Source organism: Rhizobium sp. 9140, assembly GCF_900067135.1.
Lineage (GTDB): Bacteria > Pseudomonadota > Alphaproteobacteria > Rhizobiales > Rhizobiaceae > Ferranicluibacter.
In genome coordinates, this window is the sequence record NZ_FJUR01000001.1 from 1,391,703 (window position 1) to 1,417,404 (window position 25,702).

Annotated in this window: 18 protein-coding genes and 1 tRNA gene; 9 read left to right on the forward strand and 10 right to left on the reverse strand. The window is 61.9% G+C overall.

The genetic code is table 11. The annotated features are described in order from the left end of the window. A complete protein-coding gene (locus GA0004734_RS06460; RefSeq protein ID WP_092932210.1) occupies positions 1 to 1,437 on the reverse strand; it encodes a glutamine synthetase family protein in 1,437 nt (478 codons plus the stop codon). A 137-nt stretch (positions 1,438 to 1,574) separates the two neighbouring features. On the opposite strand from GA0004734_RS06460, the gene GA0004734_RS06465 reads away from it, so the two are divergent. The 3 genes from GA0004734_RS06465 to GA0004734_RS06470 all read left to right on the forward strand — a co-directional run bounded on the left by GA0004734_RS06465 (position 1,575) and on the right by GA0004734_RS06470 (position 6,211). Then, entirely contained in the window at positions 1,575 to 2,759 is a 1,185-nt protein-coding gene (locus GA0004734_RS06465; RefSeq protein WP_092932212.1) for an NAD(P)/FAD-dependent oxidoreductase, read from the forward strand. 197 nt (positions 2,760 to 2,956) lie between these two features. Continuing rightward, a complete protein-coding gene (locus tag GA0004734_RS25875; protein ID WP_175386234.1) occupies positions 2,957 to 3,100 on the forward strand; it encodes a hypothetical protein in 144 nt (47 codons plus the stop codon). 585 nt (positions 3,101 to 3,685) lie between these two features. After that, positions 3,686 to 6,211 (forward strand): methyl-accepting chemotaxis protein, encoded by a 2,526-nt coding sequence (locus tag GA0004734_RS06470; RefSeq protein ID WP_092932216.1) that lies wholly within the window; start codon positions 3,686 to 3,688, stop codon positions 6,209 to 6,211. Positions 6,212 to 6,391: 180 nt separating this feature from the next. Here the strand turns inward: GA0004734_RS06470 and GA0004734_RS06475 are convergent, their stop codons facing one another. The 5 genes from GA0004734_RS06475 to GA0004734_RS06495 all read right to left on the reverse strand — a co-directional run bounded on the left by GA0004734_RS06475 (position 6,392) and on the right by GA0004734_RS06495 (position 12,024). Then, the gene (locus GA0004734_RS06475) at positions 6,392 to 7,210 is read right to left on the reverse strand and encodes an ABC transporter permease (RefSeq protein WP_092932218.1); all 819 of its coding nucleotides are present in this window, start codon (positions 7,208 to 7,210) and stop codon (positions 6,392 to 6,394) included. Between the two features lie 2 nt (positions 7,211 to 7,212). Continuing rightward, positions 7,213 to 8,124, reverse strand: a complete 912-nt coding sequence (locus tag GA0004734_RS06480; RefSeq protein WP_092932220.1) for an ABC transporter permease subunit — start codon at positions 8,122 to 8,124, stop codon at positions 7,213 to 7,215. A gap of 5 nt (positions 8,125 to 8,129) precedes the next feature. Next, the gene (locus GA0004734_RS06485) at positions 8,130 to 9,272 is read right to left on the reverse strand and encodes an ABC transporter ATP-binding protein (protein ID WP_092932222.1); all 1,143 of its coding nucleotides are present in this window, start codon (positions 9,270 to 9,272) and stop codon (positions 8,130 to 8,132) included. 103 nt (positions 9,273 to 9,375) lie between these two features. Continuing rightward, the gene (locus GA0004734_RS06490) at positions 9,376 to 10,470 is read right to left on the reverse strand and encodes a polyamine ABC transporter substrate-binding protein (protein ID WP_092932224.1); all 1,095 of its coding nucleotides are present in this window, start codon (positions 10,468 to 10,470) and stop codon (positions 9,376 to 9,378) included. A gap of 144 nt (positions 10,471 to 10,614) precedes the next feature. Continuing rightward, positions 10,615 to 12,024 (reverse strand): helix-turn-helix domain-containing protein, encoded by a 1,410-nt coding sequence (locus tag GA0004734_RS06495; RefSeq protein ID WP_092932226.1) that lies wholly within the window; start codon positions 12,022 to 12,024, stop codon positions 10,615 to 10,617. 535 nt (positions 12,025 to 12,559) lie between these two features. On the opposite strand from GA0004734_RS06495, the gene GA0004734_RS06500 reads away from it, so the two are divergent. Together GA0004734_RS06500 and GA0004734_RS06505 are read left to right on the forward strand one after the other, a co-directional pair. Continuing rightward, positions 12,560 to 12,799, forward strand: a complete 240-nt coding sequence (locus GA0004734_RS06500; protein ID WP_092932228.1) for an SMc00767 family acetate metabolism repressor — start codon at positions 12,560 to 12,562, stop codon at positions 12,797 to 12,799. Between the two features lie 188 nt (positions 12,800 to 12,987). Next, positions 12,988 to 14,940 (forward strand): acetoacetate--CoA ligase, encoded by a 1,953-nt coding sequence (locus GA0004734_RS06505; RefSeq protein WP_092935991.1) that lies wholly within the window; start codon positions 12,988 to 12,990, stop codon positions 14,938 to 14,940. Positions 14,941 to 15,265: 325 nt separating this feature from the next. Here the strand turns inward: GA0004734_RS06505 and GA0004734_RS06510 are convergent, their stop codons facing one another. Beyond that, positions 15,266 to 19,387, reverse strand: a complete 4,122-nt coding sequence (locus GA0004734_RS06510; RefSeq protein ID WP_092932230.1) for a sensor histidine kinase — start codon at positions 19,385 to 19,387, stop codon at positions 15,266 to 15,268. A gap of 257 nt (positions 19,388 to 19,644) precedes the next feature. Between GA0004734_RS06510 and GA0004734_RS06515 the strand changes: the two genes are divergently transcribed. The 4 genes from GA0004734_RS06515 to GA0004734_RS06530 all read left to right on the forward strand — a co-directional run bounded on the left by GA0004734_RS06515 (position 19,645) and on the right by GA0004734_RS06530 (position 22,487). Next, the gene (locus GA0004734_RS06515) at positions 19,645 to 20,082 is read left to right on the forward strand and encodes a phasin (protein ID WP_092932232.1); all 438 of its coding nucleotides are present in this window, start codon (positions 19,645 to 19,647) and stop codon (positions 20,080 to 20,082) included. 136 nt (positions 20,083 to 20,218) lie between these two features. Next, a tRNA-His gene (locus GA0004734_RS06520) sits at positions 20,219 to 20,295 on the forward strand. A 165-nt stretch (positions 20,296 to 20,460) separates the two neighbouring features. Next, positions 20,461 to 21,528, forward strand: a complete 1,068-nt coding sequence (locus GA0004734_RS06525) for a DNA cytosine methyltransferase (protein ID WP_210173746.1) — start codon at positions 20,461 to 20,463, stop codon at positions 21,526 to 21,528. Next, entirely contained in the window at positions 21,525 to 22,487 is a 963-nt protein-coding gene (locus GA0004734_RS06530; RefSeq protein ID WP_139056240.1) for a hypothetical protein, read from the forward strand. The genes GA0004734_RS06525 and GA0004734_RS06530 overlap by 4 nt, the downstream gene beginning before the upstream one ends. 115 nt (positions 22,488 to 22,602) lie before the next feature. On the opposite strand, the gene istB is transcribed toward GA0004734_RS06530, so the two are convergent. From istB to GA0004734_RS06545, 3 genes are all read right to left on the reverse strand, one after another. Then, positions 22,603 to 23,361 (reverse strand): IS21-like element helper ATPase IstB, encoded by a 759-nt coding sequence (gene istB / locus GA0004734_RS06535; protein ID WP_092930036.1) that lies wholly within the window; start codon positions 23,359 to 23,361, stop codon positions 22,603 to 22,605. Continuing rightward, a complete protein-coding gene (gene istA, locus GA0004734_RS06540; protein WP_139056207.1) occupies positions 23,358 to 24,854 on the reverse strand; it encodes an IS21 family transposase in 1,497 nt (498 codons plus the stop codon). Before istA ends, istB begins: the two co-directional genes overlap by 4 nt. 119 nt (positions 24,855 to 24,973) lie before the next feature. Continuing rightward, complete coding sequence (locus GA0004734_RS06545; RefSeq protein WP_092932238.1) at positions 24,974 to 25,276, reverse strand: hypothetical protein; 303 nt, start codon at positions 25,274 to 25,276, stop codon at positions 24,974 to 24,976. Positions 25,277 to 25,702: the final 426 nt, after the last annotated feature.

Consider the following 25,702-nt stretch of genomic DNA (forward strand, 5'->3'; position numbering starts at 1 on the left):
TCACACGTTGAGAAGCAGATATTCCCGCTCCCAGGGGCTGATCACCTGCATGAACGTCTCGAACTCCCCGCGCTTCACGCCGGCATAAATGGCGATGAATTCGGCCGAGAACACGTCGTGAAACGCGGGCTCGGCCTCGAGCGCCGCAACCGCTTCCAGCAGTCCGCGCGGCAGTTCGATTGCCTTGGTGTTGACGCTGTCCTCGGCCGGTGCCGTCGGCTCCAGTGCCTGCGTCAGACCGAGATAGCCGCAGCCGAGCGAGGCTGCGAGCGCGAGATAGGGGTTCGCGTCCGAACTCGGCAGCCGGTTTTCCACGCGTCGCGCGGCCGGTTCGGAATCCGGCACACGAAACGCTGTCGTCCGATTATCGTAGCCCCAGGCATTGTTGACCGGTGCCGACATGTCCGGCGTCAGCCGGCGATAGGAGTTCACGTAGGGCGCCATCATCGACAGCGCCTTCGGAATATAGGTCTGCATACCTCCGATGAAGTGGAAGAACTCCTTGGAGGGCGTGCCGTCCGCGTTTGAGAACAGGTTGCGGCCTGTATTCACCTCAACGATCGACTGATGGATGTGCATGGCCGAGCCCGCCTGGCTCTGCATCGGCTTTGCCATGAAGGTCGCGTAGATCCCGTGCTTCAGCGCAGCTTCGCGGATCGTGCGCTTGAAGAGAAACACCTGGTCGGCCAGCTCGATCGGGTCGCCATGCCGCAGGTTGATCTCGAGCTGCGCCGGCCCCTCTTCGTGGATCAGCGTGTCGATCTCCAGGCCCTGCTTCTCCGAGAAGTGGTAGATGTCGTCGATCAGTTCATCAAATTCGTTGACGCCCGCGATCGAGTAGGCCTGTCCGCCCTGGATCGACCGGCCGGAGCGTCCCTTCGGCGGATGCAGCGGATAGTCCGGATCGTCGTTCTTGGCCACGAGATAGAACTCGATTTCGGGCGCGACAACCGGCTTCCAGCCCTTCAGCCGGTAGAGCTCCAAGACGTGCTTCAGCACGTTGCGCGGCGTGTAGGGTACGTTCTCGCCCTTGGAGCCGGCGATGTCGCAGATCACCTGCGCGGTCGGGTCGGTCTCCCAGGGGACGATGGAGAGCGTGGAGAGGTCCGGCACGAGTTTGATGTCGCTGTCGCGGCTGTCATAGCGGAAGTCGCCCGTTTCCTCGGGGTACTCGCCGGAAATCGTATGCCGGTAGATGGCGGAGGGCAAAGCGAGCGAGGTATTGGAGGTGAACTTCGAGGACGGCATCATCTTGCCGCGGGGAACACCGGCAATGTCGGGTGTGATGCACTCCACGTCTTCGATGCCCCGAACCTTCAGCCAGTCTGCGGCTTCCTTCCAGGTTTTTACCCCGCGCGGCGCCTGAAGGGCGGACGGGATCTTGTTGCTTTTGCCGGATTTTGTCGTCGTGTTGGCGATGGTTTTCTTCGCAGGCATAAATCACCGGGGTTCCTTCGGATATTGCTTATCATAGACGGTGTTTGACGATTGGCCAGCTTGCCGTGCGCGAAAATGCTGGAGATTGGATGCCGTTGACGTTATCGCGGCATCTCTGATCGAAAAGGAGACGCGACGTGGCAAAGAGCTTCGACGTGGTGATCATCGGCGCGGGTGCGGCGGGAATGATGTGCGCGGCGGAAGCCGGCCGCCGGGGCCGCAGCGTGCTCGTGCTCGATCACGCGAAAGCGCCGGGCGAAAAGATCCGCATCTCCGGCGGTGGCCGCTGCAACTTCACCAACCTCCATACGGCGCCCGCCAACTTCCTCTCGCAGAACCCGCATTTCTGCAAGTCGGCGCTCGCCCGCTACACGCCGCGCGATTTCCTCGCGCTCGTCGAGCGTCACGGCATCGGCTGGCACGAAAAGACGTTGGGGCAACTGTTCTGCGACGACACCGCGCGCGACATCGTCCGCATGCTGATGGAAGAGATGAAGGCTGCTGGCGTCGTGCTTCGGCTGGAAACGGAGGTCGGACGCGTGGATGCATCCGCCACAGGCTTTCGCGTCGGTCTTGCCGAAGAAACCGTCGACGCCCGTACGCTGGTCATCGCCACCGGCGGCAAGTCGATCCCGAAGATGGGCGCCACCGGCTTTGCCTATCGCATCGCCGAGCAGTTCGGCCTGGCGCTGGTCGAAACGCGCCCCGGTCTCGTGCCGCTGACGGTGGCCGATGCAGCGAAAGAGAGCCTCGGCGCGCTCGCGGGTCTCGCGGTGGATGTGCGCGCGGTCTGCGGCAAGACGGCGTTCAACGAAGCCATGCTCTTCACCCATCGGGGTCTGAGCGGCCCGGCGATCCTGCAGATCTCGTCCTACTGGCGCGAAGGCGAAGAGATCCGCGTGGCCTTCGAACCCGGCACCGATCTGGGCGCCCTGATGAAGGCGGCCCGCCGCACACAGGGCCGACAGGCGGTGCAGACCGTGCTCGGCGAACATCTGCCGAAGCGCCTCGCGCAGCATCTGGCGACGGAGGCGGGTCTTCTCGACCGCCCGCTGGCCGACCTCTCCGACAAGGCGATCGACGGGCTGGTGGCGCTCGTATCCGGTTGGTCGCTGAAGCCCGCGGGATCGGAAGGCTACCGTACGGCCGAGGTGACGCTCGGCGGCGTCGATACGCGTCATCTGGATTCCCGCACCATGATGGCAAAGACCGTCCCCGGCCTGTTCTTCATCGGCGAATGCGTCGACGTCACCGGCTGGCTTGGCGGTTATAATTTCCAGTGGGCCTGGGCCTCCGGCTTCTCCTGCGGCCAGGCCGTCTGATCCGGTACGCGCCCACGATGTCGAAAGCGTGAAGGTGCTTCAGCCCTTGTTAACGAAACTGTCCGACCCTACCTGACGAATGGGAACGGATTGTCCCACAGCGGCACGGCTTTCGTATTTTTAACGGGTGCGACAGAAAGTGGCTGGTGGATCGTCTCAACCGGGTCTATTCTCTTCGGACGGAAGGACATGAAATCATGAACCAGCATAGCCGACGCAATGCCCGTGCCATCGCCATCACCAAGGCCGATGAAAGCCGTACACAGAAAATCCTGGCGCTGACCTACACCGCCGCTGCTGTGTTGACCGCTTCCGCCATCGTCGCTCTCTCGATTCTCTGATCATTCGAAATCGAGCGCTAACGGTTAAATATGCTTCTGGCTGCATCGAGAGTTGCAGCCCGACATCCCGCGCGGACAATGACGCGCTTTGGTCGTTCCCAAGTGAGGCGGCCCGCTAATCGGCGAACCTGTACATCTCCAGAACCGGCGGCCCCTCAGGGGCCATTTCTTTGAGGTCCGTCTGGCCGTGAGGACGGTAGAGGTGCGTCCCTCTTGTTTGCCATGCCGACATGGCAGGTGCGTGACAATGTCTCGCGCTGCTTACATGAAATTAACGCATCTCGTCCAAGCTGCACCCATTGAGGAGCAGGCTTGGACGACGCGACCGGAGGGATGCGGCGTCCTGCAATGATTGCGAAGCGGCTGGCGGTATCCCCGCATTCTACTGCGTAATTCCTTAAACCGGAATCGATTTAAGAGTGAAATTGTGCAGCAGGTATAAATTGTTAGAGCGACCTTTGCGCGTCAAAAAGGACGCGCGGCGCTCTAATGAGACCATGATGACGGCCTGACATGAAGCGCACCGAAAGCCGATGGCGACTTGAGGGGAGGCGGATTCAAGGCCCTGCAAGCCAGGACGCGCCCATGTTCATCGACAAGATCCTTGCCCGCTTCAAGATACAGACGAAGGTTCTCTTCTTCATCCTGCCCTTCGTCGTCAGTATCTGCGCCGTGGGCCTGACCGGGCTCTACGCATCCGGCTTGCTGCAGGGGCGCATGGAAATCTCCAACAGCGTGCTTCAGTCGCTGTCCGGCTTTCGCGATGTCTATGCCGGCATGAATGCGTTCCTGACCGATGCGAGCGAACAGACCCGCGACGACGTCGTCCTCAAGATCACCAGCCAGGAGGCCGTGCTCAATGCGACGCGCGCCCAGATGGAAAACAGCGAAGGTGCCAGCCAGCTCGACAGCGCCATCGCCGGCACCGCGAAGATCCGCGAGCGCGTCGGCGAGCTCTGGAAGCTGCATGAGGCCGAGGTGGCGCTGCGCACCTCCATCACCAAGAGCATCCGTCTTCTCCTCTCGACGCAAGGCAAGCTGATCGAGGAGGCGACCTCCGTCGAGCAGCGCGTGCGCGACGACGAGACCAAGGCGAAATCGCTGCTGCGCGAAGCCGAGCGGCTGACCGCCTCCAGTGACATCCTCACCGGCCTCACCTCCGATTTCACCCGCGCGCCGACACCCGAAGCCAAGATCAAGGTGGCGCGTGATGGCCAAGCCGCGCTCGAACAGGTTCTCGCCCAGATCGGCACGGCGCTGCCGGCCAACCAGAAGGCTGTGGCCGACACGTTCAAGGCGACCATCGGCGAAATCCGCACGCTGACCAACAATGGCGACCTCAGCGACGAGAACGCCAAGGCGATCGGCCGGCTGGTCGCGCGCTTCCGCCAGGCCAGCATCCAGTTCCAGACTGCGGCCACCGCGACGATGCGCAATGCGACGGCGACTTTCGGCAAGCTCGATGCGCCGCTGATCAAGGCCAACAAGATCCTTGAAAACGCCCGCGCCATCGTCACCGCGGTTTCCGGAATCCGGCTTGCCGCCAGCAGCTTCCTCGAAACGTCCCAGCAGACGGATCAGGCGCGCCTTGCGCGCGAGGTCAACGTGCTCAATCAGGAAGTCCTCAACATCGCCTACACAGCGCCCGAAATGCCCTTCTTCGCGGGCCTTGCGGCAACCGTCCAGCCGGTCGCCGGCAAGATCAAGTCGGACAGCATGTCTCTGATCGGCGTAAGCGCGGGCCGCCATAAGGAATTCGCTGACGCGGCAGCCGATATCGATCAGATCTGGCAGCAGCTCGTCGGCTTTGCCGAAGACCAGAAGACCAATGCGGCGATCGAGCGCGAAAAGGCCAATCAGGTCTCCGTCTTCGCAACCGCGGGCGGCGTCGTCATCGCCCTTCTCGCCGGCATCGCGCTGGTGCTGACGCTGAAAGGTCCGATCGGCCAGATCACCGCCGCCATGCGTCGGCTGGCTGAAGGTGCGCTCGACACGCGCATCGACGGCGACGCTCGTCAGGACGAGATCGGCGATATGGCCCGCGCACTGGGCATCTTCAAGGAGAATGCTCTGTCGAAGGTGCGCATCGAGGCGGAAAGCGAGGAGCAGCGGTTGCAGGCCGATGCCGAGCGCAGCCGCAACGATGCCGAGAAGCGATCGATGGACAGCCAGATCGATTTCGCGGTCAGCCAGCTCGCCGCCGGCCTTGGTCGCCTTGCGCAAGGGGACCTGTCGCAGCAGATCGAGACGCCGTTCAACGGCCGCCTCGAACAGCTGCGCGTCGATTTCAACGGCTCGCTCGTTCGCTTGCAGGATACGCTTCTGCAGATCCGCAACAATGCGGTCCTGATCCAGCGCAGCGGCAACGACATGCACGCCTCCGCCGACAGCCTGTCGCGTCGCACCGAGGCGCAGGCCGCCTCTCTTGAGGAAACCGCGGCTGCCGTCGATCAGATCACGGTCACCGTGCGCTCCTCGGCCGAGCGCGCCCATGAAGCCAATGTTGCGGTGTCGCACACCAAGAAGAGCGCCGACGGCTCGGGCGTCGTCGTCACCAACGCCATCTCGGCCATGAGCCGCATCGAGGATGCCTCGCGTCAGATCGAGCAGATCATCGAGGTCATCGATGAAATCGCCTTCCAGACCAATTTGCTCGCGCTCAATGCCGGCATCGAGGCGGCGCGGGCAGGGGAAGCGGGCAAGGGCTTTGCGGTCGTTGCGCAGGAAGTGCGTGAACTCGCCCAGCGCTCGGCCGGTGCCGCGCGCGAGATCAAGGGGCTGATCAACAAATCCACGCTGGAAGTGACGGCGGGTTCGCAGGCGGTCAAGGAAACCGGCGCAGTGCTCGCCGCCATCAGCCAGCAGATCGTCACCGTCAGCCAGCATGTCGACATGATCGCCACCGCCAGCCGTGATCAGGCCTCAGCCCTCCACGAGGTCAACGGTTCCGTCAACCAGATGGACCAGATGACCCAGCAGAACGCCACCATGGTCGAGGAAGCCACCACAGCCAGCCGCAATCTCGCGGAACAGGCGGACACCCTGATGCAACTGGTCGAACAGTTCCGACTTGAGCCCGCGACCGGTCACCGCATGGGGAGGGCGGCATGAGAGGGATTGACGGAACAGAGGTCGATCGGAAGAACGCCGGGCTCCTTCCCGGCCTTCTTCGTTTGGGCATCTGGTTTTCGATAGCCGTTTGAAGAGTTTACGAAAAAAGCCCTCTCTGCCCGGCAGGGCAGAGAGGGCTTTCCTTGCTACCGGATCCTGCACATCCTCACGATGCCCCGCTCACCCCACAGCAAACGCCGCCCGCTCATCCCGTTCCCGCTGGATCTGCTGGCGGCGGGAGACGATGGAGGCGATGAGGACGCCGGTGGCGACGATGCCGATGAGGATGGTGCAGGCGGCGTTGATCTCGGGCGTCACGCCGAGGCGCACCTGGCTGTAGATCTTCATCGGCAGGGTGGTCGCGCCGGGGCCGGAGGTGAAGCTGGAGATCACGAGATCGTCGAGCGACAGGGTGAAGGCCAGCACCCAGCCGGAGAAGACGGCGGGTGCGATGACCGGCAGCGTCACCTGAAAGAACGTCGCGGAGGGTGTTGCGCCGAGGTCGAGGGCGGCTTCCTCGATCGACCGGTCGAAGCTTGCCAGCCGCGACTGGATGACGACGGCGACGAAGCACATGGTGAAGGTGATGTGCGCGATCGTCAGCGTCCAGAAGCCCCGATCAAAGCCAATCGCGACGAAAAGCAGCAGCATCGACAGGCCCGTGATCACCTCGGGCATGACCAGCGGTGCATAGATCATGCCTGAAAACAGCACCCGCCCGTGAAAGCGCTGGTAGCGCGTCATGGCGAGAGCCGCGAGCGTGCCGAGAACGGTTGCGACCGTGGCCGAGAGCAGGCCGACGCGCACCGTGACCCAGGCGGCATCCATCAGCGCCTGATTGCGGAAAAGCTGCCCGTACCACTGCGTGGAAAATCCGGCCCAGACGGTGACGAGCTTCGAGGCATTGAACGAGAAGATCACCAGAAGCACGATCGGCAGATAGAGGAAGGCAAAGCCGATGACGATGGAGGCGATGTTGAAGCGGGACCAGCGGTTCATCTCTATCGGCCCTCGCGATCGAGGCGCGACTGCGCATTCTGGAAGAACATGATCGGCACCACGAGGATCATCAGCAGAATGGCGGCGACGGCCGAGGAGACGGGCCAGTCCCGGTTGGCGTTAAACTCGTTCCAGAGAGTCTTGCCGATCATCAGCGTTTCCGAGCCGCCGAGAAGATCGGGGATAACGAACTCGCCGACGGCGGGAATGAAGACCAGCAGGCAGCCGGCGACAACGCCCGGAAGCGACAGCGGGAACGTGATGCGCCAGAAAGCCGATATCGGCGTGCACCCGAGATCCTGTGCCGCTTCCGTCAGGCTGTGGTCCATCTTTTCAAGCGCAGAATAGAGCGGCAGCACCATGAAGGGCAGGTAGGAATAGACGATGCCGATATAGATCGCGGTATTGGTGTTGAGAATGATCAGGGGCTGGCTGATGATCCCGGTCGACAGCAGAAGCTGGTTGAGCAGGCCTTCGGGCTTCAGAATGGCGATCCAGGCATAGACGCGGATGAGGAAGCTCGTCCAGAACGGCAGGATCACCAGCATCAGCAGCGTCGGCCGCAGCGTCGCGGGTGCCTTCGCCATGCCGTAGGCGATGGGATAGGCGATGAGCAGCGTCAGCACGGTCGAGATCAGCGCGATGGTGAGGCTGGAGAGGTAGGCGTTCGTATAGAGCGTATCCTCCGTCAGCCAGACATAGTTGTCGAAAGAGAATTGCCGGACATTGTCGATAAATCCGGAAAGACCGTCCGCCCAGGCGAAGACGGGCAGGTAGGGCGGCATGGCGATGGCGGCTTCCGACAGCGAGATCCGCAGCACGATGACGAAGGGGATGAGGAAGAAGACCAGCAGCCACGTATAGGGAATGATGATCACGAGACGGTTGACGATGGCGGGGAGCAGCCTGTTCATCGGGCTCAATCCTTCAGCACGACGCCGGCATCCCGGTCGAACCAGATCCAGACTTTCTGATCGTAGCCGAGCGGGTCCTCGACGGCGCGCACCGCGTTGAGCGACGAGGCCTTGACGACTTTGCCGCTGTTCAGCTTGACGTGGTAGACCGTCATGTCGCCGAGATAGGCGATATCCCAAAGCTCGCCCTCCGCCGCGTTGACGGCGCTTCCGGCCGGCACCTGCCGCCCGACGCGGATCTTTTCCGGGCGGATGGCAAAGCCCGCTTTCGCACCCTCGCCCGGATGCTCGCTGCTGGCCGCCTCGATGGCGAAACCGGCATCCGCGTCGATGCGGATCTCTGAGGCCTGCGCCCGAGAGACCGTGCCGTCGAAAATGTTGACGTCGCCGATGAAGTCGGCCACGAAGCGGGAGTTCGGCGCCTCGTAGATTTCGGCGGGCGTCGCCACCTGGATGACCTTGCCATGCGCCATCACGGCGATGCGGTCGGCCATGGTCATCGCCTCTTCCTGGTCGTGCGTCACGACGACGAAGGTGAGGCCGAGATCCTGCTGCAGGTCCATCAACTCGAACTGGGTTTCCTCGCGCAGTTTCTTGTCGAGCGCGCCGAGCGGTTCGTCGAGCAGCAGCACCTTCGGCTGCTTTGCGAGCGACCGGGCGAGCGCCACGCGCTGGCGCTGGCCGCCGGAGAGCTGGTGCGGCTTGCGCTTTGCGAACTGCTCCATCTTCACGAGCTTCAGCATCTGCGTCACACGTTCGGCGATGGCAGGTTTGGGCATGCCGTCCTGCTTCAGCCCGAAGGCGATGTTGGTCTCCACCGTCATGTGCGGAAAGAGAGCGTAGGACTGGAACATCATGTTGACGGGACGGCGATAGGGCGGAATGCCCGCAAGGTTCTGCCCGTCGAGGATGATCTCGCCCGAGGTCGGCTGTTCGAAACCGGCAAGCATCCGCAGGAGCGTCGATTTTCCGCAGCCGGACGCGCCGAGAAGAGCATGGAACTCGCGCGTGTAGATATCGAGCGAGAGATCGTCGACCGCGACGAAATCGCCGAAGCGCTTTGTGACATTTCGAAAGGAGATGAAGGGTTTGGACGAGGGGTCCGTCCAGGGAGAAAAGGAGCGGCGAATGCTGCCAAGAGACTTCATGAAAGGGTTCCCGATAGGCCGCAGGGCCGGATGAGATGAAGAGAGGACGCCGCAGGATGGAAAATGCCCGGAACTGACGAGAACCGGGCATTGAGGTTGGGACTTACTGGCCGGTCAGGACCCGGGTCCAGAGGCGTGTCGCCACGCGCTGCGTTTTCGGGTCCCATGGGGAGATGGTGTAGAGCTTGGCCATCGTCGCCTCGTCCGGGTAGACGGCGGGATCTTCGAGCACCTCCTTGGACACGAACTGCTGCGATGCCTTGTTGCCGTTGGCGTAGAAGACGTAATCGGACGCCTTCGCGATGACCTCCGGCTTCATCATGTAGTTGATGAAGGCGTGGGCCTCTTCCACATGCGGCGCATCGGCCGGGATCGCCATCATGTCGAACCACATCTGCGCGCCCTGCGACGGGATGGAGTAGTTCACCTCCACGCCGGCCTTGGCCTCCTCTGCGCGCGAGCGCGCTTGCAGCAGATCGCCGGAGTAGCCGAACGCAACGCAGATGTCGCCGTTGGCCAGCGCGTTGATGTATTCGGACGAGTGGAATTTGCGGATGAAGGGCCGCGCCTTCAGCATCAGCTCGCCGGCCTTGTCGAGATCCGCCTGGTCGTGGCTGTCGGGGTTGAGCCCGAGATAGGTGAGGGCCGCCGGAAGCACGTCCTTCGGTGCGTCGAGCACGTAGATGCCGCAATCCTTGAACTTCGCGGCGATCGCCGGATCGAACAGGACCTCGAGGCCGGGACGAGCGTCGGAGCCGAGGATTTCCTTGGCCTTGGCGACGTTGTAGCCGATGCCGTTGGTACCCCACATATAATCGATGGCATATTCGTTGCCGGGGTCGTAACGGGCGGTGCGCTGCATCACCATGTCCCACATATTGGCGATGTTCGGCAGCTTCGACTTGTCGAGCTTCTGGAACACGCCGGCCTTGATCTGGCGCTGCAGGAAGTCTGCCGTGGGCACCACGACGTCATAGCCGGTGCCGCCCGCCAGAAGTTTTGTCTCTACGATCTCGTTGGAATCGAACACGTCGTAGACGACCTTGATGCCCGTTTCCTTGGTGAAGTCCTCAAGGATGCTGGCATCGATATAGTCGGACCAGTTGTAGACATTGACGACGCGCTCCTGCGCGCTCGCAAACCCTGCGGATCCGGCCAGGACGAGGCCAGAGATCAGGCTGACGATCTTCAACGACATGCTATTCCCCTTTATTGTTCGCGGCCTCGGCCGCGTAACGAAAGGTTAAGCAGCTTTCCATCGAAGCTCAAGACCTTTCGCACCCGCGAACGACACCCGCGAAGGACATCCACGGGAACCGCCGCCGACAGCGTTCGCCTTTCGTTACTGGAAGTCGAAGACGCTCAGCCCGGCCACCATCTCATCGAGCCCGAGGGGGCGCGTCACCGGCGGTTCGGCGCGCGCCAAGCACCCCTGGCGTTCGCAGAGGCGGCAGGCGGTGCCGGCGGCAAGCGGTGCCGCGGGTACGGCGGCATAGACCGTCTCGCCAGCCTGTCCACCATCGCAACCGAGCAGAAGCGCAGTGCGCCGCACGCGCTCGTTGAAGCCCGAGCGTGGTCCGTCCGTCGTGCGGGCGACGAGAAGGAAGCTGGCGCCACCCGGCATTTCGGCGCGCTCCACGAGGATCTGTCCCGGCTGGGCGAAGGTCGCATGCACGTTCAGCTTCACGCATCCGCCGCCGAAGGCCCGGTGCGGAAAGCCCGTCGCGCCGCGCGCGCGCAGCCGGTTGCCGGCATGGTCGATTTCCAGAAGGAAGAAGGGCGGCCCGAGCGCACCGCTTCGCTGCAACGTCACCATGCGGCTCGCCGCCTGCTCGAAGCTCACCCGCATGCGCACCCGCACGAGGTCGATGTCGAACTGCACGCGCCGACAGATGTCGAGGAAGGTGCCATAAGGCATCATCAGCGCCAGCGCCGCATAGCGGGCAAGCTCGAACCGGGCGATGCGCCGCGCCTCGCCGGAGGTGAGCGGCAGGGCCGCCAGCTCTTCGGCAAGCGCCTCCGGCATGGCGAAATGCGCGGCCTCCATGGCGATCTCGCAAAGCTGGTCCTCGGCCGACAGGCGTTCGGACAGGAACAGGCGCAGCGAATGCCGATCAAACCGGCGGCGAAGATCCGGCATGACGTGGATCGGCAGCGTGCGCACGACCAGGCCATGGTCGCGCCGCAGCCAGTCTTTCAGGGCGGCTTGCAGGTCTTCCCCCGGCGCAAGCCGCTGATGGAACGCCTCGGCCGCCGCATCGAGCCGCGCGAAATGATAGGGCCGGGTCTCGAAGATCTCGCGCACCTCGTCCATCGGCAGGCGGGCGCCGCTGAGCGCCGCGGCCTGGTCCTGACCGGACAACAGGCTCGTCAGATCCTTCAGCCGGGAGCCCTGCTCCTTGTAGGCCCGGTAAAGCTTGATCAGCCCCATCGCCGCATTCGGCGCCGCTTCCGCGATCTCGATCAGCTCCTGATCGCCCGGCAGCTCCCCTGACAGCAACGGATCGGCAAACACGGCGCGCAGTTCCCCAAGGCTGTCGGAGGCCTGTCCGCGCAGTTCCGCAAGGTCGATCTGGTAGACGGCGGCTAGCTTCAGGAGCAGCTGCACTGTCAGCGGGCGCTGATTGCGCTCGATCAGGTTGAGATAGGATGGCGAGATCCCGAGCGCCTCCGCCATCGCCGTTTGCGTCAGCGACAGCCCGTTGCGGATACGGCGGACCCGAGGTCCTGCAAAGATCTTGTTCTCGCTCATGACAAAATTTACACCGCCCCGGATGTTTCGCCCTTTGACTATTTTTACAATATTACTGACCCGTGATGTAAAAGACAAGACAGCATAACCTCTTTCACCGTCGCAATCCCCTAAAACCATTGGCAAAAGAATCGATGATTCTGTAAATCTCTCTGCATGGATCACGCAGGACACGGACACTGTTTCCGAAGCGATCGATACGAGAGGAGGATCTCATGACGAAATTTGACACGACGATGCTTTCCGCCGTTGCAGGCGGCTTCGACAGGATCGTGCGGACCATTCCGGTGGGGGATGTGGCGCGCCCTTGAGGCTCTGTCGCCGAGCGCTCGGCACCGGTGAAGAACGGCGCGAACCGCCTCTGGATGCGCTTCCGCAAGGAGGCTTCCTCCACGGCCCTGTCTGTCCTGTCCGGCAGCCGGGCAAAGCAGGCGGTTCGCGCCCGCCTCTCTATCGGTGGCGCAATCCCGGCAATCTCATACCTTCGAAAACGACAACTTTCAGAACGATTATTCCCAAAGAGAGGACGACGACAATGACGATCCAGACCCGCGTCAAGGAACGCGCAGACGAACAGGCATCCACCATGACCACCGACCAGCAGGCCGCGATCCGCATGGTCGCCAACGACCTGCATCGCCTGAACCACACCATCATGAAGGCCGTCGAGGCAGGCGTTTCGGTTGAGCTCGTTCGCTCCGCCCGCCATCACGCCGGCGAAGGCAACTGGGGTGACCTGATGATCCCTGTCATCGTTACCCAGAGCCGTGGCTGATACGGCTACCGGCTGTGATCGAAGGCCCGGCAAGACCTCTGCCGGGCCTTCGTCATGAGGTCCAGTCACCTCTCACGTTGGGGTTTGACGCGAGCGGGTCGGCGTGAAATCAACAAGCGCGCGGCAAGGTCCGTTTACCCCGCGCGACGACGTGTTATAGATCGAGTGCCGCGTATGAGGGGAACATGATGCATTCCGACCAGCCGCTCTGGACACCGTCGCAAACCTCCATCGAAGCGCAGCCGCTCACAGCCTTCATGGCGCTCTGTAGCAAGCGGCACCGCGTGCACTTTGCCGATGTCGATGCGTTTCACGCTTGGTCCGTTGCCGACCGCGCCAGTTTCTGGAGCAATCTCTGGGATTTCTGCGGCATCGTCGGAGACAAGGGCGCCCGTGCTCTGGTCGATGACGGCCACATGACGCAAGCCCGCTTCTTTCCCGATGCCAGCCTGAACTTCGCCGAAAATCTCCTGCGGAAAACCGGCGACGACGACGCCATCGTGTTCCGCGGCGAAGACAAGGTCTCGTCCCGCCTCTCTTGGGATGCGCTGTCTGCGCTGGTGTCCCGCCTGCAGCAGGCGCTGGTCGCGCTCGGTATCGGCGAGGGCGATCGCGTTGCCGCCATGATGCCGAACCTGCCGGAGACCGTCGCCCTGATGCTGGCGACGGCGTCGCTCGGCGCCATCTGGTCGTCCTGCTCACCCGATTTCGGCGAACAGGGCGTGCTGGACCGCTTCGGCCAGATCTCGCCAAAACTGTTCATCGCCTGCGACGGCTACTGGTACAATGGCAAGCGCCAGGACGTGTCGGAGAAGGTCAAGGCCGTGTCCGCGCGGCTCGGGATCCCCGTGCTCGTTATTCCCTATGCCGGAGAGGCCGATGCGCTGGTTTCCACACTTAGGCATGGCCGCACGCTTCCGGATTTCATCGCGCCCTTCAAGGCGCAAGCTCTGTCGTTTCGCCGGCTACCGTTTTCCCATCCACTCTATATCCTCTTTTCCTCCGGCACCACGGGCGTGCCGAAATGCATCGTGCATTCGGCGGGCGGCACGCTGATCCAGCATCTGAAGGAGCACGTTCTGCATTGCGGACTGAAGGACGGCGACCGGCTGTTCTACTTCACCACCTGCGGCTGGATGATGTGGAACTGGCTCGCCACCGGTCTCGCCGCCGGTGTCACCTTGTGCCTCTATGACGGGTCACCCTTCTATCCCGACGGCTCGGTCCTGTTCGACTTTGCGGAGGCCGAGCGCTTCACCGTCTTCGGCACATCGGCGAAATATATCGATGCCGTCAGGAAGTCCGGGCTGACGCCAAAGGAGACCCACGATCTCTCGGCCCTCCGCGTCATGACCTCGACGGGATCGCCTCTGTCGCCGGAAGGCTTCACCTTCGTCTATGAGGGCATCAAGCCCGATATTCAGCTCGCCTCCATCTCCGGTGGCACGGATATCGTCGCCTGCTTCGTGCTCGGCAATCCGCTGAAGCCCGTCTGGCGCGGCGAGATCCAGGGGCCGGGACTGGCGCTCGCCATGGATGTCTGGAACGACAAGGGACGCCCGATCAGGGGTGAGAAGGGGGAGTTGGTCTGCACCAAGGCGTTTCCGAGCATGCCGATCATGTTCTGGAACGACCCGGACGGCGCCCGATACCACGCCGCCTACTTCGATCGTTTCGACAATATCTGGTGCCATGGCGATTTCGCCGAGTGGACCGCGCATGGCGGCATCGTCATCTACGGCCGTTCGGATGCCACGCTCAACCCCGGCGGCGTCCGCATCGGCACGGCGGAGATCTACAATCAGGTCGAGCAGATGGAGGAGGTCACTGAAGCGCTGTGCATCGGGCAGGATTGGGACGACGACGTGCGCGTCGTGCTGTTCGTGCGCCTGGCCAATGGCGTCTCGCTCGATGACGATCTGGTCAAGGCGATCCGCACCCGCATCCGCACCGGCGCCTCGCCCCGCCACGTCCCCGCCAAGATCATCGCCGTCGTTGACATCCCGCGAACCAAGTCCGGCAAGATCGTTGAGCTCGCCGTTCGCGACGTGGTGCACGGCCGGCCGGTGAAGAACAAGGAAGCGCTGGCCAATCCGGAAGCGCTGGATCTCTATGCCGATCTTGAGGATCTCAGGGCCTGAGACAGGCGCGAGCGTCGAGGCTCCGAAGTCCCGTTGTGATGTAAGCTATCTAATAAATAACGACGGCCGGAAACATGCGCTTTCCGCCGGAAAGTCTGCCATAGAGGTTGCATCGTGTCTTTCAACGACAAGATTGCAGGGAGCGATTGTTAAGTCTTCCTTATCGTCCGCACCGCCATGGTTGGGTTCTCGCAGGTCCATGACAGACCTTGCGCCGGCAAAGCCGGAGCTCCGACATGATGTCGATTGATTGTGTTCGAAAACACTCAACTTGAGGCAGCCCTGTGGCTGCCTCCCTTTCGAACCGCGGTTTCTGCGAGAGCAATCAGTTGGCCAGAACCCGCTGCGACGGGAACGTGATTTCCACCAGCGTGCCCTCGTTCGGCGCCGAGTTGATGGCGAACAGTGCGCGGTTGGCTTCGGCCATCGCCTTCGTCAGCGGCAAGCCCAGCCCGGTACCCTCGCCACGCATGCGCGTACCGGTCGTCACCTGCCGGAAAGGTTTCATGGCCTGTTCAAGCTCGGTTCGCGTCATGCCGACGCCGGTGTCGCGGATGCGCAGCATGACGCTGCCATTGGCTTCATAAGCGGTGGAGACCACGATCTGCCCGCCGGCCGGGGTGAAGCGAATGGCATTGGCAAGGATGTTCAGCGCGATCTGCTTGATCGACCGGTTGTCGGCAACCACGCTGGGAACCGAGGTCGATAGCGACGTGCGGATGATGACGCGTTGCGCATTGGCCTGCGGCTGCACCAGCGAAACGGCTTCCGAAACCGCCTCGTTGATCTCGACGGCAGCAAAGTCCAGTTCCATTTCGCCGGCTTCGATCTTCGATATGTCGAGGAGATCGTTGACGATATCCAGCACATGGCGACCGGACCGGCCGATATCGCTGGCATATTCGATATAGCGCGCACTGCCGATCGGCCCGAAATGCTCGCTCGCCATCATGTCGGAAAAGCCGATGATGGCGTTGAGCGGCGTGCGGATCTCATGGCTGACACGCGCCAGAAAATCGGTCTTGTGTGCGTTCGCCGTTTCCGCCGCCCGCTTGGCGCTGCGCAGTTCTTCCTCCGTGCGCTTCCACTGCGTGATATCGCGAATGACGGCGCAATAGCCGCTGGAGGAGGACAGGCGACCCATGGTCATGAACAGCGGAATGAAGCCGCCGGACGCTTCCCGGCCGATCACCTCGCGTCCGTCGTTGAGCACGCTGGCAACCCCGTGGCCGGCAAGACCTGCGAGATAATCCATGACCGCGCGCTGGCTCTCATGCGCAAACAGGGTGGCAAACGGTTTACCGATTACATCGGCATCATTATAGTTGAACAGCGCATTGGCGGAGCGGTTCAGCGACCGGATATCGCCGTCAGCACCCATCACCACGACGCCGTCCGTTGCCGTTTCGAGAATCGCACGAAGCTCTTCAGTCTCGATCCGAAGTGCTTCCACCCGCGCCTCGGCTTCGGCGATTGCAGCCTGATCCGCAATCGACGACGAACCTGCCTCCACCGTTTCCAGCGCGTCCGCATGGCTTTCGGCGATATCCGCGACGCGCTCGCCTTCGGGCAGCCCCTCGTCCTCAACGGGTAGGGCATCGGCCGGCGGTGTCTCGACCAGAACCAGCGACATCATCAGTGCCACGCCCTTGTCGTCAAACGGAATGGCCTGCAGCCGCGCCGTCACCGGCACCAGCCGGCCGTCATTGCGGATCATCATCATCGCGCCCGGGGGCACATCGAGAATACCTTCGTCTTCGCCGACGAACAGAGCGTCGATGCCGCCCTCCACACGCAGATCCTGCAGCGTGTAGTAGCCGGTCAACTCGAGAAAGGCAGCATTCGCATGATAGAGTTCGTCGCCGCTATGGATCAGCACCGCGCTCTCCAGGCGATCGATCATCGCCGGGCTCAGCGCGACATCCTTGTCGCCAGCCTCGTCGGCTCCAAGCTCGCCGGCGGCCACAGGTTCGAGAACCTCGCCAGCGGGTATGCCGGTGGCTTCCGCCGCTGGCGTCTCGTCATCCACAGTTAACGCAGCATCGTCTTCAGCGTCTGCGGCTGGCCGATGATCGTCGGCATCCGCAACGTCCTCGGCAGCAACGATGTCAGCGGGCTCGTCCTCATCAGCATGCCCGGGTTCGGGCGTAGCGGCGGCATCAGCATTCGCCGCCACGATCTCGTCTCCGTCTCCGGTGCTGTCTTGAGATGCCTTAACCTCGTCAATCGCGCTGGCGATCGCTTCTTCTGTTATCGCGTCCTCGGCCTGCACATCGTTCTGACCGACCTCTACATCTGTCGCCGGGTCCGCCGCAGCCTCTTCGCCGGCATCCGCCTCGCCTTCGACCGGTGATCCTGCCGGCCCCGTGCGCTTGCCGAAGGTCGTCGTCAACTGACGCGCAATCTCCCGAAAGGCCGCCTGTTCGCTTCGCGTCAGCGTCTCGGTGCTCGTCGGGCGGGCACCGTCTATGGGAACGATTTTGTCAGAATGGCGCCGCGATGGCGTCTCCACCAGCTTCAGCGCCGGACGCTCGCCCATGAAGGGATCGCGCGGAAGGCCATCCTCAAGGCCATCGTCAAGGGGAGTGAGGTCATCTTGAATGGTATCGGTTGTGCCCGCCTCATCCGACAAGGACACGTCCTCATCCGCTGCAACGAAGAACGAGCCGTCATCCTCCAGCGTCTCGCGTTGCGCATCGGAGGCAAAGTCCTCGTCCGGCAGGGCAGGGGCCTCGTCCAAAGGCTCGCCGAGAACCTCCGCGTCCTGCGCCGGCTCGACATCATCCGCGGCGGTCGGCAGACCGGCAAGATGGAGCCCACGCGCCGACGGGTCCGCAACCGCGTCGGACACCCGTACGATGCCGAAGCCGCGGAAGCCGTCGAATTCCCGGTTGCGCGAGTAGGTCGGCAAAGCGGCGAGATCGACCGGAACGCACAGCGCTTCGCCTTCGACCGGCCACAGCACCGTCTTGCCCGACCATGTGTCGCGCCGGTTCAACAGCTCCACGATGGTTCCATCGGGATCGAGCGCGAAGCGCGCGGCGAGATCGGCAAAGCTCTGCCCCAAAACATCGGCGGCCTGCGGGCCGACCGCCAGCGCGAACTCGCGCGAAATCTCGCTGAAACGCCCGTCCGCCCCGATCTTCCAGACGAACCGGATGGACCGCATGGCGGGGTCGAAGGCGAAAGCCGCGGGCTCGGCAACAGCGACATCGTCACCGCCGCTAGAATCGCCCTCGGCATAGGTCGTCGCGGTCAGGTCATCGGACACGGCGACGTCGTCGCCTGCGGTGTCGATAAACTCGGAAAAGGTTTCCTCGACGTCCGCGCCGACTGGCGCAGCCTCCTCAACGACATCGGTAAGGCCATTGTGAACGTCCGTAGCCGGGACATTCGCGTCCACGTCCGTCATGTCGATGTCAGCGGTCTCATCGGCGATGGGCAGCCCGTCCACAGGCTCGGCCGCCACGGGGGTGTCCTCGACCAGATCCAGCGCCTCGTCGTCCGCCGCCGCCGTGACGATCTCCTCATCATCGTGCTCGATGTCGCTCAACGAATCGTCAGCCGCCGCATCTACGCCATCGTTCGGCTCGAGAACATCGGTCGCGACGTCTTTAGCCTCTACATGGCTGTCGCGCGCCTCGACATCAGCGATAACAACAGCGTCCGGCACGTCCAGATTGGCGGCTTCAGCGCTCGCCGGCGGATCCGCGACAATGGCAGCTTCCACTGGCACGCTGACGTCGCTCGTCGCATCCATATGCCCGAGAATCGTCTCGACGGCGAAAAGCAGGTGCAGCGCCGGATCGGCCGAAACCTTGCCGATGGCCGCTGGCAGCGTTCCCTTGCCTGTCAGTACGGGCCGCTTCAGCAGCCAGTCGCTATCGCGACCGACGGCTTCGACCAGCGACAGCAGCGTCTGCTGCGTCATGCCGAGCGCCTGAAACTGCGGCGACGAGGCGAGCACGGCCCCCGCACCATCGAGCACCGCCATGTGCGTATCCGGATCGTCGAAACCTGAAATCATCCGCGCGGCCATGTCCGCCACCGGGACGGGGCGGCCGGCACGCGACGGCGCAAGGCGCGGGGCGGTGAAGAGGATCGCCCGTTCGCCGGCACGCACGTCGATCAGTGCAAGCTCGGCATTCACGGTCACGCTCTGAAACCCGGCGGACATGCGCATCAGAAAGCGGCGCGTCTCCCCCGGCTCGCGCAACTGGCGCGCTGTCGATTGCAGCTGGCGAAAGGCGACGCTTGCAGCGCTCGGCCCCCCATCCAGAAAATCATAGATCGAGCCCAGCCCGAAGAGAGCCGCACCCTCGCCATTCGACCAGAGCACCCGTGACAGATCCGGCGCAAACAGAATGGCCGCATCGCCGCGCGCGAAATGATCCCGCACACGTTCATGAACGGCAATGTCGATGAAGGGGTAGGATTTCACGGGCATTCTTCTATCCGGCTCTGGCGGAGGTCTCGGGTCTCCGGATGCGTTAATAGACTATTAATATCCGTGACCCCCGAAAGGGTCCAGCTTGAGCATCGTTTTCGCAGTGAAAACCGCCCTCTTTCCTAACGCAAGGTTAATGTAACGAAACGGCACATGGTGCAGTGCAAAAATATGTTGCAGTGCACCATGGAGTATCGTAAAAGATGGTGAGAACCCGAAATCCTCCGCTATGAGCCGATGCCAACCAGGACACTCCGATGACTCAGGACATCTTTTCCATTTCGAATTTCGACCCGAACAAGGTCACCGAAACCTTCCGCGACTTTGCCGAGAAGGGCGCGACGCAATCGCGTGAAGCCTATGCGAAGATGAAGACGGCCGCCGAAGAGGCCGGCAAGACCATCGAAGCCACGGTCGAGAGCGCCCAGTCCGGCACGGTCGAACTGAGCCTGAAGGCAATCGACGCACTGCGCACCAATGCCGAAACCTCGCTGTCCCACATGGAAGCGCTGATTGCCTGCAAATCCCTGTCCGAGGTCTTCGAACTTCAGACGGCCTTCATCCGCAAGCAGGCCGAGCTGGCCATGGAACAGGCTCGCGGCATGCAGGAGACCACCCGCAAGGTCGCCGAAAACCTGGTCAAGCCGACCAAGGACGCCGCCGAAAAGGCCATGTCCAGCATCCCGCGCGCCTGATCCTGCCGCCGGAAAAGCTCTGTAAATCCGGAACCGGACGGGAAACCGCCCGGTTTTTTGGCCAAAAATCGAAGTTCGGACTTGCCAAACCGAACCCATGGCCGTAATGACGCGACCAAGCGACATGCTTGTTCGTGCGGTTGTAGCTCAGTTGGTTAGAGCGCAGGTTTGTGGCACCTGAGGTCGGAGGTTCGAGACCCCCCAACCGTACCATTTTTCCACAATGATTTTAATGAGTTACAGAGCGGCCATCGTGTGGTTTTGCTCGAGCTTGTGAATTCGAGAGTTTGCGGAACACGTCTGGAACATTCGCTGATTTATCGCGGATGAAATCGTGTGTGTGTGGTATTGAGTCATCTTGCCAATGTCGGAAGAGCGTTGCATCTCTTCCGTATGAAAGCACTTGATCTATTTTCTGGTCCAGGCGGTCTGTCCCTCGGCATGAAACGCGCAGGGATCGAACCAATTGCATGCGTGGAAAAAAACAAAGACGCCATTGCCACGTATGATGCACACACGCCTTCTGCCGAACATTTTCGTTCGGACATAAGGAGCATCTCTTTCGAGCGCTACCGGGGAGTGGTTGACATTGTCTTCGGTGGCCCTCCCTGCCAGCCATTCTCCACTGGGGGGCTGCGCAAAGGCACCGCTGATGCCCGGAACATGTTCCCAGAGTTCATGCGCGTGCTGAAAGAGGTTCGTCCAGCAGCATTTCTAGCTGAAAATGTTCCGGGGTTAGCTACAAGAGGGCGTCAGGAGTACCTTGCTGAATTGCTGGGCGGATTCGAGGACCTCGGCTTCAACGTATCGTGCCAAGTTGTTTCTGCCGCCGATTATGGGGTTCCTCAAAGTCGACGTCGCCTGATCATCGTTGGTATGCGAAATGGATCATATTCTTTTCCGGAGCCGACACATGGACCTAACGGTCATCTGCCGCATGTTGCTTCAGGTGAAATTATCAGCAAGGTTGCGCCGCTCGGAGAGCCACCAGATTGCCCCGTGATATACGCGAAATATCCTGATCCACGCCGCAGCCCATACGCTGGTCATGTCTATAATGGAGGTGGCCGCCCAATCGACTTGGACAAGCCTTGCCATACTTTGTTGGCATCGGCAGGAGGTTACAAGACGCATTGGGTGGATACCATGGATATCGCGCCAGATTATTCCGCCCACTTAATGGCTGGCGGAGCACCGCGCGATGGTGCCGTTCCTGGGGCTCGGCGGATGACGCTGGAGGAATCCGCGCTCATCCAGACCTTTCCTCAAGACATGTGGTTCGCGGGTTCACGGTCGTCTCAGTACACGCAAGTTGGCGACGCGGTGCCGCCGATGTTGGGACATGCCCTCGGGGTTGCACTTCGCGGTCAACTGGAGGGCAGAATAGGCGTGTCTAGCCACAGTCACCAACGCCAGTTTTCCCTTCCATTGCTAGCGGTATCGTGATGCCTCGCAATTTGCTGGTTGAACGCGCCGTAGACGAGGTTCTCGCTCGCATAGATGGCTTCATTGAAGGCTTGAAGTTGCAGACTTTGCCGTCCCCTTCGGCTCGTGCATCAATGGACGGCCAGCTTGGACATGGTTCTAACAGCGTCCGGCTGGCATCGCTTTTTCTCGTATTCTATTCGACCATCGATCCCGAATGGGATTGCAATTCGATACCGACTGGCATCCGTGGCCAGTACGGTGACAAGCGGTTGGCAACCCAGTTGGGTCTCAGGGATATTACGCTGCATAACGCGATAACCGCCTTTGGTGAAAACCTGGGGTGGAAAGGGAACGTCGTTAATTCCAGGCTTCAGAACGACCGTCGGTTTGACGCATTTGCGCGGGTTCTTGCCGGACTTGACCCGACGGATCGTGTTGCCTGTGCCAACTACATGGCCGCACGTTTTGCGGAAAGTCGTAAAGTGGTTCCTCCGTTGCCACCCGTTACAGACGATGTTTTGACGTATGCGCGTGCCCGCCAGCTGTTCTATTCGCTGATTGGGATACCTTCCGAAGGAAACATTCAACAATTCCTTATCGCGGCTTTGCTGTTCGTTCATCGTCAACGATACGGGTACGAGATTAGAACGCACCATGTTCATGCATCCGATCGTTTCGATACAACTGCGGGCGATATCGAGGAAGTGCTGAACGGGGACCTGATCCGGGCGTACGAAGTCACCGTCAGACCCGACTGGAAGAATCGTGTTGGTGATTTTCGGAAGAAAATGGACCTCGCTCATTTGCGTAAATACACCATCATCGCATCGAACGTGAATGGTGACGATGATCTTGCTGAACCGGCTGAGATGATCCGGTTCCTTTCTCCGTTTGGGCGGGACATAGCGGTTGTCGATATCCATGACTTCATAAATGTCTTCACGATGGAATTGAGCGCAGTGTCAACGGCGGAGTAAAATCCTGCCACGCGGCGGCGCAAAAGTCGGCCACTTGTGGCGCGCGCATGAGACCGCCGGGAGGGCTTAGGCCCGAGCGGGGGTCTCATGCGCGCGTTGCGATTTTCGAAGGGCGTCAGCCGGCCTTTCGGGCGCGGCTTTGGGCGAGACGATAGCTGTCGCCGTTCATCTCGAGGATGCTGACGTGATGGGTGATGCGGTCGAGCAAAGCGCCGGTCAGGCGCTCGGACCCCAAGGTTTCCGTCCATTCGTCAAAAGGAAGGTTGCTGGTGATCAGGGTCGCGCCTCGCTCGTATCGTTGCGAGATCAGCTCGAACAGCAATTCCGCGCCGGTCTTTGACAGCGGCACGAAGCCCAGTTCATCGATGATCAACAGCTGGTAGGCGGCCATCTGCTTCTGGAACCGGATGAGACGCCGCTCGTCGCGCGCCTCCATCATCTCGCTGACCAGTGCGGCCGCTGTCGTGAACCCAACGGACAGGCCCTTCTGGCAGGCGGCCAGGCCGAGGCCGAGCGCCACATGGGTCTTGCCCGTGCCGCTGGGGCCGAGAGCGATAACGTTCTCCCTGCGCTCGATCCATTCGCAGCGCGCCAGTTCCAGCACCTGCATCCTGTTCAGCTTTGGGATGGCGGCGAAGTCGAAACTGTCGAGGCTTTTGACGACCGGGAACCTGGCCGCCTTGATGCGACGCTCGACCTTGCGACGGTCCCGTTCGATCATCTCCCGCTCGGCAAGCCGGGTGAGGTATCCGACATGATCGACGCCTTCGGTGGCGCACAGCCGGGCCAGCTTCTGGTACTCGCGCTGGAAACTCGGCAGCTTCAGGGTTTTGAGATAATGGGTGAGAAGGATCTCGGGTGCTTGGGTGTTCATGCGACTTCTCCCGCATCCGACGACAGGAGACGCATATACGCCTTCGCCGATGTCGTCTCGACCGTCGCCCTCGGCAAATACGGGTAGATGGACAGGTCCAGTCTGGGCGGCCGGCGTTCCACCCGGCACAGGATCAGATGCTTGACGGCGTCAAAGCCAATGGCGCCAAGCTGGATCGCCTGCTTCACCGCCGCATGCAGATCGGCGAGTTCGAAGCTCTCCAGCAGGCGGAGGACCTGCACGTACTCACGCCGGCCGTGTTTGGCCATGCGGCCTTCCATCAACCGGCGCAGCGTAGCGAACTCTTGCGGCAAGTCCCAGCCCTGGAGGGGCGCTGCCTGATCCAGCGAATTGATCTTCTGCTCGATCAGCGGCAGGTAATGGACAGGATCGAAGACGACGTCTTCCCGTTCCCAGCACCGAGGATGGCGGGCGATGATCTCGCCACGGCCACCAATGACCACTTCGTTGACATAGCCGCGCACCCACACATCCTGATGGCCATAGGCGACCGGGACGGAATAGTCGTTGGTCTTGTAGCGCACCAGCGACTGCGCCGTCACCTTGGCACTTGCCTGGTCGCAGGCATCAAATGGCGAGGCTGGCAAGGCGCGCATGGCAGCCAGATCGCGCCGCAAGCGCTCGCCGATCGTCTCGCTCTCGCCGCGCAGCCTGTCGCGCTGGCGCTTCCGGCACTGCTCCTCCAGAAAGGTGTTGAACGCCTCCCATGTCGCAAACTGCGGGATCGGTACCATGAAGTTGCGCCGGGCATAGCCGACGAGACCCTCGACGTTCCCCTTGTCGTTGCCCTTGCCGGGACGGCCATAGCGATCCCGGATAAGGTAGTGGGACAGGAAGCCGCTGAACAACGTCGCGCGCTTGCGGGTGCCGTCAGGCAAAATCTTCGCCACCAGGCAACGGTCGTTGTCGTAGACGATCGATTGCGGCACGGCGCCGAAGAAAGCGAACGCATGGACATGGCCATCGACCCAGGCCTCGGCCACTGCCGCCGGATAGGCCCGCACGTAGCAGCCGTCGCTGTGCGGAAGGTCGAGCACGAAGAAATGCGCCTTCTGCTCGACACCGCCGATGACCACCATCGCCTCACCGAAATCGGCCTGCGCATGGCCGGGCGGATGCGACAGCGGCACGAACACTTCCTGGCGGCGCTGATCCCGCTCGCGCATGTAATCCTTGATGATCGTATAGCCGCCAGTGAACCCGCATTCGTCTCGAAGCCGGTCAAACACCCGCTTGGCCGTATGGCGCTGCTTGCGCGGCACTTGTCTGTCTTCGTCCAGCCAGTGATCGATCGTCGAGACAAACGCATCCAGCTTGGGCCGCCGGATCGGTGATTGTCGCTGATAGCCAGGTGGCGTCGAATAGGACAGCATCTTGGAAACGCTGTCGCGCGATATGTTGAAATGCTTTGCAGCCTGACGCCGGCTCATGCCTTCCGAGCAAGCCAGTCGAACCTTCAGATATAATTCCACGGTATAGATCCCCAGGCCCTCCTGCGCTCATTGCAGAAGAGAAATAGGTGGCCGACTTTTACGCCGCCCGAAGCGGGACAATCCCGCCGCTACCGTGGTCTAATTTTGCACCGCCGCTCTCAGCCGTTGTCGCCGGCATCCCGGTCGGCCTGTTCGCGGCGCACGCGGCGGTCGTCGCTATAGCGGTCGCGCCGGTCGTCCCGCGCACGGTCGTCGCGGTCGTAACGGTTGTCGCGATCGTAGCGGGATCGGCGGTCGCGCTCTGTGTAAACGGGCACGCGGTAGGTGTCGGATCTCGATTCCCGGATGTAGACGCCGCTTGCCGAATAGCGAGGCCCGCTATCGTAGCGCGCACCATCATCGACGCAGCCGGCGAGGAGGGCGGTGGAAGAGAGAAGAAGAACCGATAGGACGGCACGCATGGGGTCAACCTTTCAAGGGGGCAATCTGCAAAACGACAAGCGCCAAAATCACGATACACGTCGCCGCCCAGAGCACCAGAGAGACGTCGTCATGCTCTCTGCGCTCTCGAACATGAACGGCAACCGAACATCGCCCTCTGCGGACGCGGCAGGATTGCCAAACCCTCCAGGCTGATGCATGGAGCGTCCGGACACGGATATGCATCAGCCCTTGTCAAGAACAAGTCTGAAGGACAGGGGATGCAAATGTCGTAACGTCGGTTTCGGCGGAATGCGTCGCATTCCGCTGCAACCCGGCTGCTCGGCCTCTGCATCGGCTGGGGGATCATGCCGCGCGCCGGAACAATCAAGGCGGTCGCGTATCCCTGCATCCGTAAAAGCCATGCCCGAAAAAGCAGGCCCGGAAAAGCAGGCCGGAAAAGCAGA